The 13,082-nt window shown below is 42.1% G+C and carries 10 protein-coding genes and 1 riboswitch; of the genes, 4 read left to right on the top strand and 6 right to left on the bottom strand.

Features of this window, described 5'->3' with window-relative positions; translation table 11 throughout:
* Positions 1 to 23: 23 nt before the first annotated feature.
* A complete protein-coding gene (locus C0J08_RS05825; protein WP_212655164.1) occupies positions 24 to 1,682 on the bottom strand; it encodes an Hsp70 family protein in 1,659 nt (552 codons plus the stop codon).
* 657 nt (positions 1,683 to 2,339) lie between these two features.
* Between C0J08_RS05825 and C0J08_RS05820 the strand changes: the two genes are divergently transcribed.
* Entirely contained in the window at positions 2,340 to 2,885 is a 546-nt protein-coding gene (locus tag C0J08_RS05820) for a DUF3237 family protein (protein ID WP_212655163.1), read from the top strand.
* A gap of 22 nt (positions 2,886 to 2,907) precedes the next feature.
* On the opposite strand, the gene C0J08_RS05815 is transcribed toward C0J08_RS05820, so the two are convergent.
* Complete coding sequence (locus tag C0J08_RS05815; RefSeq protein WP_212655162.1) at positions 2,908 to 4,113, bottom strand: MFS transporter; 1,206 nt, start codon at positions 4,111 to 4,113, stop codon at positions 2,908 to 2,910.
* Between the two features lie 135 nt (positions 4,114 to 4,248).
* Between C0J08_RS05815 and C0J08_RS05810 the strand changes: the two genes are divergently transcribed.
* Positions 4,249 to 5,136, top strand: a complete 888-nt coding sequence (locus tag C0J08_RS05810; protein ID WP_212655161.1) for a LysR family transcriptional regulator — start codon at positions 4,249 to 4,251, stop codon at positions 5,134 to 5,136.
* A gap of 64 nt (positions 5,137 to 5,200) precedes the next feature.
* Here C0J08_RS05810 and C0J08_RS05805 read toward each other — a convergent pair whose 3' ends face one another.
* The 3 genes from C0J08_RS05805 to yegD form a co-directional block, all read right to left on the bottom strand.
* Positions 5,201 to 5,872 (bottom strand): energy-coupling factor ABC transporter permease, encoded by a 672-nt coding sequence (locus C0J08_RS05805; RefSeq protein ID WP_212655160.1) that lies wholly within the window; start codon positions 5,870 to 5,872, stop codon positions 5,201 to 5,203.
* A 67-nt stretch (positions 5,873 to 5,939) separates the two neighbouring features.
* Positions 5,940 to 6,150, bottom strand: a riboswitch (cobalamin riboswitch).
* Between the two features lie 155 nt (positions 6,151 to 6,305).
* Complete coding sequence (locus tag C0J08_RS05800) at positions 6,306 to 7,379, bottom strand: FUSC family protein (RefSeq protein ID WP_212655159.1); 1,074 nt, start codon at positions 7,377 to 7,379, stop codon at positions 6,306 to 6,308.
* Positions 7,380 to 7,543: 164 nt separating this feature from the next.
* Positions 7,544 to 8,908, bottom strand: coding sequence for a molecular chaperone (gene yegD, locus C0J08_RS05795; protein ID WP_212655158.1), 1,365 nt, complete (start codon positions 8,906 to 8,908; stop codon positions 7,544 to 7,546).
* A 193-nt stretch (positions 8,909 to 9,101) separates the two neighbouring features.
* On the opposite strand from yegD, the gene C0J08_RS05790 reads away from it, so the two are divergent.
* Entirely contained in the window at positions 9,102 to 11,012 is a 1,911-nt protein-coding gene (locus C0J08_RS05790) for a methyl-accepting chemotaxis protein (protein ID WP_212655157.1), read from the top strand.
* Between the two features lie 86 nt (positions 11,013 to 11,098).
* Here the strand turns inward: C0J08_RS05790 and C0J08_RS05785 are convergent, their stop codons facing one another.
* Entirely contained in the window at positions 11,099 to 11,680 is a 582-nt protein-coding gene (locus C0J08_RS05785; RefSeq protein WP_212655156.1) for an NnrU family protein, read from the bottom strand.
* 293 nt (positions 11,681 to 11,973) lie between these two features.
* Here C0J08_RS05785 and nspC point away from each other — a divergent pair, with 293 nt between their 5' ends.
* Positions 11,974 to 13,071 (top strand): carboxynorspermidine decarboxylase, encoded by a 1,098-nt coding sequence (gene nspC, locus C0J08_RS05780; RefSeq protein ID WP_212655155.1) that lies wholly within the window; start codon positions 11,974 to 11,976, stop codon positions 13,069 to 13,071.
* Positions 13,072 to 13,082 lie beyond the last annotated feature (11 nt).

Below are 13,082 nucleotides of genomic sequence, written 5' to 3'. Positions count from 1 at the left end.
TCTTTTCAGAAAAGAGCCTTCAGTTAAATGTTAAGATATTGTTTGATTCTCTCAACCATTCGCTCGATTTTATGATTATCATGGGTTTCCAATACGTCTAAAAATTGACCTATGGCCTCACCAACTTCGTGCCTTTTTTCTCCTAGACTCTCTTGGAATAACCGCTCAAGTTTGGCCTTGAAAGCCGTATTAGTTAACTTGTCTTTCGGCAATATTTTTAACGCATTCAGCCTTATAAAGCGCTCACGCAGTTCGTTTTCATCCATGTTTTCACTGTTTTCGCCCACATAAGTTCGGTATTTTTTACCACTGATAACATTGGTCACTTCCACTTCAATCACACCGTTTAGGTCATAGGTGTAAGTTAAATACAGCTCTTGTATTTTGTTTAATGGCTCTAAGTCAATTTCTAAGTCGCCCATATAAACATTATCTTTCGGCAAATAATTTTCACCTTGATAGATCTTTATGAGTACTTTTTCTTGTTGAGGATGAGCCGAGTAAACGGAACGAGTTTCACTGACAGGAATGGTGGCATTACGCTCTATGATGGGTAAAAACTCGGATTGACCATGCTTATTACTTACCTCAACACCTAATGTGTATGGGCAAACATCGGTCATTATGACATCTTGGAGCTGCTTATCACGCTCATTCATACCAGCCTGAATAGCCGCACCAATGGCAATAGCATGGTCTGGATTGTATTGGGTTTGAGGAATACGTGAAAAGGCATGACTGATTTGTTTTTGAAAAATCGGCATGCGGGTCGCACCACCGACAAAAATCAATCCATCTATCTCATCGACTTTAAGGTCCGCGTCTGACATGGCTCGGTTAATAGGGAATTTAATTCGCTCTATTAACTCTGAACTAATAATACGAAAATCTTCATTAGTAAGAGAGTATCGGTATATTTCGTCTTTATATTGAAATTCAAAGCTCGCTTCTGATTGCTCTGTTAAATCGCGCTTCAGCTGATCACATAAGGACCAAATATTGCGTTCTTCACTTCCGGTGAGAAATCCTCTCTGAACATTATGCTTTTGATACACATCTTTTTGAATAACATTGGTAAAGTCATTCCCCCCCAAGTAGTTATCACCTGATGAAGCATGTATCTCAAAAATTTCGTTAAATACTTCAATAACCGACACATCAAAAGTGCCACCACCTAGGTCCAATACTAAATAAGTTTGCTCACTGTCTTGGTTATCTAACCCATAGGCTAAAGCCGCTGCGGTTGGTTCATTAAGCAATCGTTCAACATCTAGTCCCGCAAGTGATGCGGCTTGTTGAGTGGCTTGGCGCTGTTTGTTATTAAAATAAGCCGGTACTGAAATAACGGCCTCATAGACAGGTTCTTCTAAATATTGCTCAGCTTGTTCTTTCAGGCTTTTTAATAAAATAGCCGATAATTCAATGGCGCTGTATTCTTGATCATTTAGCCAAAAAGTTTTGTCAGTCCCCATGAAGCGTTTAAATTCTGTTACGGTTTGATCTGGATTTGTTGCTAATCTGTCTCTAGCAGCTTGTCCAACAAGGATATAATTGTCTTCAGATATCCCCACGGCTGATGGAACAAGTATGTTGCCTTCCATATCGGGTATTAACTGAACGCTACCATCTTTCCAAACACCAACGACACTATGGGTTGTCCCAAGATCAATCCCTATCTTCATTCAAACTCTCCTAACAAATTAGCTAAAATTACAGCGTTTCGATTGGATCAAACAAGGTTAAAGAACACAACTCTAACTTGCTTATAGCTATGCTGCTTTGTTAATAACGTTTGATATTACAAACGTTTAATAAAAATATGTTCTCTAAAGAAACATCAATATTTATCTGATTAAGAAGACTATTTAGCAAAGCACATTCAACCAACCTCTAACCTAAGCAAGAAGTATTTCAAGATTGTGCCTTTTATAACAATCAACAATTAGCAACTAATGAGGAAGATTGGCCTCTTCTGAGCTTTGATAGTGATCGATTAGCCAGTTTTTATTCTTAGGGCCAGTATTTTTATATTAAACCAGACCGCCGTTATCTTGCCGTTCTAACGTATGACAATGACCCCGACTACTTTCAAATATGGCATAGCCAAGGTATGTAATGGCTGCGTACTGACTCAAATTGATGATAGACACGCTGAATTAACTGGCGGTGTATAGGGACATATCGATAAACAAGGCAATCTGATATCGCAAAAAGCAATACACTAGAACAATTAAACAATTACGCAGATAAACAATATCCCTCTATTATCACTATACCTTTTCGTAAAAGGCCGCTCTTAGGCTACAAGAGCAACAAAACAATAAAAATGGAGAACAAGTATGTTTAAAGCCATCCCCACTATCGCGTTGTGTTCCCTCTCTTTATTCAGCAGTTTTAGTGCACTCGCCGCCGATACTAACCCCAACAGAGACGATCGTTTCGAAACTAAGTTTGTCTATGAATCCCGCGTAACAATAGACAAAATAAATCGCGTCTCGGTTGGGCAAAGTAAATACGGCGATCGGGGCATTGTTTGGATTACAGGGGGGGAGTTTGAAGGTCCATCAATCAAGGGCAAAGTCATTTCAGGTGGCGGTGACTGGCAATTACTACGACCTGACGGTAGTAAAGAATTAGACGCTAAATACGCTCTTGAAACCGATGATGGTTTCACTATCTTGGTTCAAAACAAGGTAACCATTAGCCCAGCTCCAACCAAAGAGAACCCCAAAAACCGTTATGCTAAGAGTGTATTAAGCTTCGAAGCTCCCATTGGCAGCCCTTACGAATGGATGAATAAATCCATTTTTCTAGGCACTTTAGACAGAGCGGCTAACTATAATGAAGACCCCGCTGTGATCATTCGCGTGTGGCAATTACTTTAAAAGTGCTTCAAGGCTCCGACACCTAAACCGTGTCGGAGCTTAGTTTATTCAAACGTTGGTTTTGTCGAATCAAGCTAATACCGGCCAGCATCACCAGACCCAAGACCAACCAAGAGCCGATAATCACGCCCGTCCAACCGTCAGCTTGCCAAAAAGGGTCAAGATAAAAACCGCCAAGGCTGGCACCTAAATAATAAAACACCAAGTACAAAGACGATGCGCTGGCTTTGGCGTGTTTGGCATTACGACTCACAAATCCGCTGGCGGTGGAATGACATAGAAAAAAGCCAAAGCTGTTTATCAACAAGCCAGCAATAATCGCTAATAATGAATTCCCCAATGTCACCAAAGAACCGAACATAAAGATACAAGTCCCCAGCACCATAATATTCGGCTGACTCCAGCGTTTGGCAAGCTTGCCGGAAATCGCTGATCCTAATGTACCAGACAGGTAAGTTAAGAAGAGCAAGCCCACGTATTTCGCAGTGAGATTATACGGCTCGGCTTCTAAAACGAAGGTTACGTAGCTGTATTGGTTAATAAAAATGAAGAAACTAAAACCGCCAATAAAGTAACTGGTTAACAGGCGACGATTCTGCAAATGACTTTTCATGTTCATCAATATATGACCCACCCGCAACGGCTTCGCTTCAAAGTGTTGGGATTTGGGTAATAGAAGATAAAAAGCCAATAAGCAAAACAGACTAATAGCACTCATCACACCAAAGGTTGCGGAACGCCCTAACCATTCACCAACAAAACCACCAATAAGACGCCCACCAATGCCACCTAGAGTGTTGCCGCTAATGTATAAGCCAACGGCTACCATCAAGGCTTCTGGTGTGTATTCATCCCCCAAATACGCCACGGCAATAGCAGGTAATCCGGCTAAGAAAAAACCTTGTAAACCGCGAAGTGCCAACAAGGCTTCATAGCTTTGCACCAAAGACAAACAAAAGGTGGTGAGCGTAATACCAACCATGGTCATAACCATAATGCCTTTACGCCCTATTGCGTCGGAAATAGGACCATAGAAAAGCAAGGAGATGCCCAATGTCAGTGTGGTGATCGTAAAGCTGCCACTGGCTTGTAATGGAGAAATAGAAAACTCACTAGCAATCATTGGTAACAATGGCTGAGTGACATACACATTGGCAAAAATCATAAATGAACCAATGATCAGCGCCACGGTTCCCCGCCAAAAAGCACGACTACCTACTTCTATCACAAACACTCTCCAATGATCGCCGCAGCCCCCGAATGGGATGATGCTCGAATAAAACGACGTATTATTTCGACACTATACGCCCAGCCAAATAATCAATAAAATATATCCATCTTATCCAATTCATAAGGATTACTGATGGACATTAAGCCGCTGCGCTATTTTATAGCCATTGCCAAAACAGAAAGTTTTACCAAAGCCGCACAACAACTGGGTGTAGCACAGCCAGCCGTAAGTATGGCGATAAAGAAACTAGAGGCAGATTTGGGTTTAACTTTAGTCCACCGAGCAGATAGAAACATAGGTTTGACCGACGAAGGTAAGAAGCTGCTGATTCATGCTGAAAAAATCATCCAAGCCACCGACGATGCTCTGCTCGAAATGAGTGAACTGAAAGGTTTAAGCCAAGGTGAAGTTCGGGTCGGCATTCCCAGTATGCTAGGGTCTTATTACTTCCCTCCTATCTTAATGGCATTTCGACACAAATACCCAACCATTACCTTAAAAGTCATAGAAGGTGGTACTTGGCAACTTCAAAAAATGCTCGAAAATGGTGAACTGGATCTCAGTGTGATTGTTGCGGAGACCCTCCCTGATGGCTTGGAAACGCAAGCGCTGATTCGAGAAGAAATGCTCGTCACCATTGCGACGGATCACCCTTTTAGTCAACTAGATAAAATCTCTCCTGATGCCTTTTTCGACGAAGAGCTGGTGATGTTTAAAGAAGGCTATTTTCATCGCCGCATTGTCGACAAGCTAGCAAAACAGAGTAAAAGAACCCCCAAAATTGGTTTTGAAACCAACCTAATTCCGCTCATCAAATCCATTACTAAACAAGGGTTCGGCATTTCTACCCTACTTGCTATGGTTATTGAAGAGAACGATGAATTGATTACTCGTCCCTTTGATCCGCCAATATGGCTAGACCTTGGCATTGCATGGCGCAAAGACAGCTATTTATCTCGAGCAAATCGGGCGTTTTTGGAATTTGTTAACGAGCATGGACAATACAAACGTCATCCATAAAAAATGCCCCCTTGGTCGCTTCAATACAAACCAAGCGGGCATTTTTATCCTTCAAAGACGCTAATTAATGGAACAAACGCGCTTCAAATAAAGACGAATGTTTAAAACGATGCAGGCTTTTGGCACCAGCGAGTACAGCAAGGTCTAACACAGGTTCAATCAGCACAACACTCAAATACGCCATACCAAAGGTTGCCACAGAAGCTAGGTTTTCGGCCCCAAAACCTTGTCCATAAAATGCCCAAAAAGCCACCCAAGCGACAATGCCACCTTGGTAGGTTAAAGACAGTTGTAATGCTTGCTTGTAACTAATATCAACATAAGCGGTATTATCCGCAATGGTTCGACGAGCTACCGCCGACATGGCAAACAAAGGTAACAACAAGGTCGTCACGTTCATGCCATATTGTGGCAAATCAAACTGAGCAAAGAACACGCCTTGCGTTAACAAGCCTAATATCAAGCCAAGAGACGCAGCCGCAGGACCAAAAATCAAAAACAGCGTTGAGCCTAATATAAGGTGAACTTCCGAAACACCGACGGCGTGATGGGGTAAGAGCTCAAAAAAGGCAAAAACAAACAACGAGGTTAAAACAGTGCGGCCGATTAAAGACATTAGGCCGTTCTTTTTGATCATCTCGATAGAGGCTTTGGCGGAAAAACCAAACGCCGCTAACGCTGTAGCGTAACTTAAAACAATTTTTGCGCCATCCACGACGCCAGGTTCAATATGCACAGTGTGCCTCCAAAATATGCTTCATACTCACCCGTATGATTCAAATTAACGGATTTTTCATAGCAAAAAATCCTCATCAATGAAGGCCGGTCTCCGGACTGATAAGCGTTTGATAGACATGTATTTTAAAGCCCTCGATCCTTCCCATTTAATCAAACAGTGGAAGCGAGAAAAACACAGCACTTATTTACCGTTGCGGGGGCAGTACAGGGTTTGCTGATTTAAGCGCACCTGTTTCCCGTTTCACCCATGAGGGCACCTTCACAAGGACTGACAGACATTAGCTTAATCTTAGATAATGCCTATCAGATAACGGCAGCGTACGTTTAAACTTAGTTTTAAGCAACTAAAGGAAACCAAATTCCGTAGGCAAAACAAATGCCTTTCATACAAAGCGGAAAGGCATTCATTTAGGTTCATCTTTGAAAGAATACTAAGAAGGTTTACGCCCAGATAATGAGCTACGTGCATTCATTCTCGACTCAATACTTTTAAGTAAAGAAGTTCGATGAAAAATGGTTCCGCCTAAAATGCCAATCGAGCTACCGATGAAAATATCCACCAGCCGATGTTCCAGTAATACCTCGGTACTCATATCAGCACTGGTAATTTCAGCCATAATAACGGTTAAAGGCGTAATAAAAATCACCGCTGCGCCGTAGTTTTTTACGATCAACAATTCCACGACAAATTGAAAGAAGATCATGCTCAATGCCAGCACCCAATAATTAGGATGAAGAGAGAATAAACACCAAGCGACACCCATGCCAATTGCCGTCCCAACGATGCGGTGAACATTTCGGTGCCAAATCATTCGATACGTAGCACCTTGCAAAATAGCCGCACAAGAAATAGGCACCCAAAGCGCATTAGGCAATGCTAATAAAACAGCAATGAGATAAGCAAATGCAATAAAAAAAGCGACCAACGCCCCTTCTAAAATAATGGCATTTACTTGAGGGTCTGTTTCTACTTTAGTTGTCGGTAAATCATTTGCTCCGGTCATTAGGCTATAAATAAAAGCAAGACCACAAGACAGCATCCCTCCTAAAGCCACCATGCCGATATTCGATGACCATCGACTTAAATCAAAGGGTAAATAAATTGCCAAAGCCGAAACAAGTATAAAAAAGAAACTGCCAGGAGGAGCTAAACGGTAATACCGAGTAATGACAATCGCCCCAAATGACAATATCCCTAACGCCAAAGCGGCAACATAATGATTAAAACTAGAAAGAGAACCAACGGCAAAACACACCATGAAACCAAATGTACACATACCAAGGGTTACCATACGGTGTGCTGTACGCGTTTTGGGCAAATATAAAATGATCATGGCTCCTAGGCTTGACAGAGTAGCCACAGCAAATTGATCAGTTGCCGCGCCGATCAACGCAGGAATGCCAACACAAAGAGCCGCAAGAACAGCAAGATGCCAAGGACGCTTTACATCACTCCAGGCAAAAAGCGCCTTGAACTGGATAAATACATTGTTCAACAAATACATACTCCGTATAAAATGTTTAGTGAGTAAACATTGTATCAAGATTAACTGAGCTTAATTATGGAAAAATCTCAGTTAATTAAGCACAATTTTAATTTGTTGATGAAAAGCGAACCTTAGTCCGCTCTTAAGTGCCCTTCTCTTTATACCATGATCACTTGTTAAGCTTATCTAAAAATCCGCTCGGACCAAACGGTTAAACCTGCAGCAACGCTTCCAAAGTGATCACCATCTAAAACAGGAATATCACCAATATGCCGCTGAATCGCATCACGAATCACTGGGGATTTAGCCGAGCCCCCCGTCATATAGATAAGGTCTGGTTTTTCACCCGCCTGCTCAATCGCCGAAGTCATTAGCTGAATCATTTTCTCTAGAGGCGAGAAAATAGAATGGGCCAACTCCTCACGATGAATTGAGGTATTTAACCCCGATTCAATGTATTCAAGCGCAGCGGTATAGTGCTCAACATCCGATAAAGCGATTTTTGCTTCTTCTGCATTTCGAACCAGATGGTAATTATGCTTTTCTTCTCGCAATCTTATAAAACGCTCAATTAACTTAGGTTCAGCCGCATCTAAACGCAGTTGCGCCATTTGATTCAGTGTCTCCATACTATTGAAAGTGGCAATGGCAGACACATCATTCGTTGTCACCGCATTCCAATACAATTGTGTGGGCATTGGTAGCCCAGTTTTTAGCAGGGACCCCATACCAAACAAGGGCATAAAATGCTTACCTGCGATTTGAATATCCAAATCATTACCGCCAACACGCTCCCCAGTATGGGCTAAGAAATCATTTCGACGGTCTTCTTTATCAAGATAATCTGGCCCCATACGAACCATAGCGCAGTCTGTTGTACCACCACCGATATCCACAACCAAAACGGTTTTATTTTCGCTAAGCTTCACTTCAAAATCCAAGCCAGCCGCGATTGGCTCATACAGAAACTCAATTTCTTTAAAACCAGCGCGTTTGCCAGCCGTGGTTAGGATCTCTAAAGCTTGGCGATTACTGGCTTCAGCATCAAGACCTTGGAAGTTTACAGGGCGACCAATAACGGTATGGGTTATTTCTGCGCCCAAACTTTGTTCGGCACGCTGTTTGATGTTCTGCATCATGACAGTCACCACATCTTCGAAAAAATGAATGTGCTGATCACGTAACCCTGTGCCGCCTAAAAACGATTTAGGGGATTTCACAAAGTAGCCTTCTTCTGGCCACTGAAAATATTCTTCAAATGCAGCACGACCAAAAAATAAGGTTTGATCTTCGTCTGCTATGTCTTCTTCATAACGGGCTCGTTTAGCACGCGCCAAAACATTCTTACGCAAATCAGCAAAAGCTTGTCTAGAATGAATATCTTGAAGCCCTCTACCAACCGCTTCAGTAATTAAGTCGCGATCCAAAGCGTATAATGTTGAGGGTAAAAAAGTATGCTCGCCTTCTAAGGCGACCAAACGTACAGCAGAGTCCTGAACGATACCTAATGCACAATTTGATGTTCCGTAATCAAATCCACAAATCATCTAATAATTACCAGCTATAGTGAATAAAAAGGGGCGCGGACGATAACAGAAAGATTCAAAAGTATCAAAACTATCGAGCGAAGACCTAATCATAGAAAACACACGCTAGATAACAGAAAATAGCGGATTTTTAGCCTTACAAAACGACCGTATAAACAAAAATCCCCACAACACATTTCCATTGGAGAAAAGGATGCACCTTTCCTTACAAACTAAGATAACGCTTCAATCCATCATAGTCGCAATAATCATTGCGACTGGCGTTGGAGGCGTGTCTTTTTATGCTTTTCAATCCGACAGTAACACTCGAATACAATCACAAGCCAGCTCACAAGCGAATGCGATCTCGACCTATATTCACAGTTGGTCGGATGATCGAATGAGTGCCATGCTGGCGACCAAACAAAAGTTAGAGTCTTCTTTACAAGCAACTCCAGACCTAAACGAAAAAGAAGTTCTCAATATTCTTCAGCAAGCCCAAAGTAGCTTGAACTTTGGCATGACCTTTTTAGGTTTAGAAAATGGCGCTATGTATCGTCATGATCCTTCACTAAACAGCGCAGATTACGACCCTCGTAAACGCAGCTGGTATATTGACGCTAAAGCTAAAAATAAGGCTTATGTGACAGCGCCATACATTTCAGCTTCAACTAAGAAACTGTCCATGACGTTTGTCCAACCCATTACCATTAATGGCAAATTTGTTGGCGCTATTGGTGGTCTCGTCTTTTTAGACAGCATTCTAGACAGTATTTTAGCGATGAAAGTAGCGGGTGATGGCTATAGCGTATTATTTGATGGTAATGGCAAAATCATTGCTCATCCAAACACCGACCTTATTCTAAAAGACGCAACCGAACTATCGCCTGAACTGAATAACAAGTTCTTTCAGGGTATCCGAAATCAAGCCCAATTTACCGAGCTAACATTAGACGGTAGAGACACAGACATGTACGCCAGTAATATCAAAGGCAGCCCTTGGGTGTTAGGGTTAATAATGAACAAAGACGTGCTCAATGCGCCTCTCATTAATATGGGCACAAATATTCTTATCGCAGTGTTTATTTTGCTTTCCATCGCAATAATAGGGGTGATTCAAGTCACACGATTTTTACTGAAGGATTTACGCCGCGTATCTGACAGTATGGCGCAAATTGCACAAGGTAATGGCGATTTAACACAGAGATTAACCGCCAGTTCTAAAGATGAAATAGCCGTTTTGGTCGATAACTTTAATAAGTTCGTGGCATTGCTGCACCACACAGTGTCGCATCTTAAAAAGATTGGACACGATCTGGAAGGACAAGCCATTGCAGCACACGACTCGTCGCAGAACAGCTCTTTAAAACTTGAAGAGCAACAACATAATATTTCTATGGTTGCCACCGCTATCCATGAAATGGCACAAGCAACACAAGAAATTGCAGGCAACGCAACCAATACAGCAATCAACGCTGATGAAACCGTCGCTGCCAGCAACATAGGCCAAACTCAGGTACTAAAAAGCCAAGAAAGTATTCGAATTTTGGCGGCCGATATCCAAGATGTTGCTAATGTCATTCACGACCTCAGCGACAACGCCGATGGCATTAACACCATATTAACGACCATTTCTGGCATTGCTGAGCAAACAAACTTGTTAGCACTGAATGCAGCAATTGAAGCAGCTCGCGCTGGTGAACAAGGTCGTGGCTTTGCCGTGGTTGCCGATGAAGTTCGAGTGTTGTCGCAGCGAACTTACAGTTCCATTGAAGAGATCCAAAAGATGATTGAGTCTCTGCAAAATATAACCAGAGATGCGGTGAGCAAAATCCAACTAAGCCATACTAGGGCGAATAGCAGTGTCGAAGATGTTAATCAAGCTAAAGAAAGCCTTGATAAGATCCAGCAGTCTGTTCACACAATAAACGATCGTGCGGCGCAAATCGCAACCGCCACAGAAGAGCAAACCAGTGTTACTGCAGAAGTAAACCAAAACACTACAGAAATACAGCAAGGTTCAATGGAATTAGTCGAGCTTGCCACCGAAAGTGCGGCTCGTGCAGAGGAACTAAAATTACTGGCAGAAGATTTAACCAAGAACATCAATCATTTTAGAACCTAATGCATTGATATGAATTAAAACGCCCAATTCAGATCAACCTGAATTGGGCGTTTTTTTGTTCTATCTCTATTTAATCTAATAACGCATTAAACTAATGGTGAAACACCGATAATCGCCTGATGAAGATAAAAGGCAATCGCAAACCAAGAAACCATAGCAAAGGTGAAAGCAGCCAAATCATACTGAACACCAGTCTCCTGCTCGCGCACAATACCAGCTTTTCGATCACGTCGACGATAAACAGCAAAGCTCACAATAGACCAAACCAAGAAGCTGCCGAAAAGAATCATATCGGCCAAAGTACCATTACTGATCAAATGCGCAAATGCCCAAATCTTCACCGCAATTAACATTGGGTAGCCCACTTTCTTTTTCATCGTGGTATTTGGCACTAGAGCAGAACCAGCAAAGAAAAGTGCCACCAATACAAGCAAACCAGCCAGATGGCGAGTCCAAACGGGTGGAAACCATAACCAGACAGGTTCAAGGCGAGCTTGCATATACCCCATAATAATCAATGCGGCCGCTAGTAGAGTGACCATACCAAAGCGCATCTTCCAACGCATCGCACCATGAGTGGCCATACTTTTTTCACGCCACTTAGGTGCAACTAAACGAATCGAATGCGCAAAAAAGAAAATTACCAACCCCATTACCAAAATCAACATACTAAGATGTTCCTCATATACTTTAAAAAATCTTTCGCCTATCGCAGCCATAACTCACTAACGTTAAAAAACCGCATCACATTTGTAGCAAGGATTATAAAGGGAAATACCTTATAGGCCTATAATTCATTACACCATAACGAAAACTCAATCGCCGACCTCCAACCAAAAGAATAATTCTGACAAAAGTCGTCAAGATGTCACAAAAAGCACTATAAAATACCTTTATTAAGCTAGAAAGAGCCCCCGACTTTGCTCTAGAATACACCGTTTTGACGAGCGGGCAGGTTGCCATGATCAAGACACCTTACTACCTAATTGATAAAGCGGCTCTTCTGAAGAATTTAGAGAAGATTGCCTATGTACGCCAGCAGTCTGGAGCTAAGTCTTTGTTAGCCCTAAAATGTTTTGCGACTTGGTCTGTGTTTGACCTGATGCAAGACTATATGGATGGCACCACCTCTTCCTCTCTATACGAAGTCAAGTTGGGTAAAACCAAATTTAAAGGTGAAACTCACGCTTACAGCGTGGCCTACTCCGATGATGAAATTACTGAAGTTCTCAATCATTCAGACAAAATCATCTTCAATTCGATTGGTCAATTCAATCGTTTCAAAGAAGCCAGCAAAGACAAGACCCGTGGTTTGCGTGTTAACCCGCAAGTCAGTACGTCAGAGTTTCTCATTGCTGATCCTGCGAGACCTTTTAGCCGACTTGGCGAATGGGATCCGGAAAAAATTGCTGGTGTCATTAATGATATATCAGGGTTTATGTTCCACAATAACTGTGAGAACAACAGCTTTGACCGCTTTGATGAAATGCTGACCCTTATCGAAGAACGCTTTGGTCATTTGATTCAACAAGTCAAATGGGTCAGTCTTGGTGGAGGAATTCATTTCACTGGCGAGGACTACCCTATCGACCAGTTCTGCCAGCGTCTGAAAAGTTTTTCTGAAAAATACGACATTCAGGTTTATCTAGAACCAGGTGAAGCCAGTATTACAAAAAGTACGACATTAGAAGTAACCGTGCTCGATACCTTGTTTAATGGCAAAAATTTGGCCGTTGTCGATAGCTCTATAGAAGCTCACATGCTAGATCTATTGATCTACCGTGAAAATGCCAAGATGGCACCTTGCGATGGCGAGCATGAATACATGATTTGCGGTAAATCCTGCCTTGCAGGGGATATTTTCGGCGAATTTAAATTTGATAAAGCACTGCAAGTGGGTGACCGTTTGTCTTTCCAAGACGCGGCGGGTTACACCATGGTGAAAAAGAACTGGTTTAACGGTGTTAAAATGCCGTCTATTGCCATACGCCAATTGGATGGCAGCATCGAACTTGTTAGGGAATTCGATTACAACGATTTTGAGCAGAACCTGTCTTAATTCTGATTCAG

Source organism: Marinomonas sp. CT5 (genome assembly GCF_018336975.1).
In the GTDB taxonomy this organism is placed as follows: Bacteria; Pseudomonadota; Gammaproteobacteria; order Pseudomonadales; family Marinomonadaceae; genus Marinomonas.
This window is presented reverse-complemented; position numbering and strand designations above follow the sequence as displayed.

What these genes read in the sequence shown, in the direction of transcription:
- C0J08_RS05785 (WP_212655156.1), bottom strand. Translation starts at nt 11,680, where the DNA reads ATGTTGATTTTGGTAATGGGGTTGGTAATTTTCTTTTTTGCGCATTCG.
- yegD (WP_212655158.1), bottom strand. Translation starts at nt 8,908, where the DNA reads ATGATTTGTGGATTTGATTACGGAACATCAAATTGTGCATTAGGTATC.
- nspC (WP_212655155.1), top strand. Translation starts at nt 11,974, where the DNA reads ATGATCAAGACACCTTACTACCTAATTGATAAAGCGGCTCTTCTGAAG.
- C0J08_RS05810 (WP_212655161.1), top strand. Translation starts at nt 4,249, where the DNA reads ATGGACATTAAGCCGCTGCGCTATTTTATAGCCATTGCCAAAACAGAA.
- C0J08_RS05800 (WP_212655159.1), bottom strand. Translation starts at nt 7,379, where the DNA reads ATGTATTTGTTGAACAATGTATTTATCCAGTTCAAGGCGCTTTTTGCC.
- C0J08_RS05825 (WP_212655164.1), bottom strand. Translation starts at nt 1,682, where the DNA reads ATGAAGATAGGGATTGATCTTGGGACAACCCATAGTGTCGTTGGTGTT.
- C0J08_RS05820 (WP_212655163.1), top strand. Translation starts at nt 2,340, where the DNA reads ATGTTTAAAGCCATCCCCACTATCGCGTTGTGTTCCCTCTCTTTATTC.
- C0J08_RS05790 (WP_212655157.1), top strand. Translation starts at nt 9,102, where the DNA reads ATGCACCTTTCCTTACAAACTAAGATAACGCTTCAATCCATCATAGTC.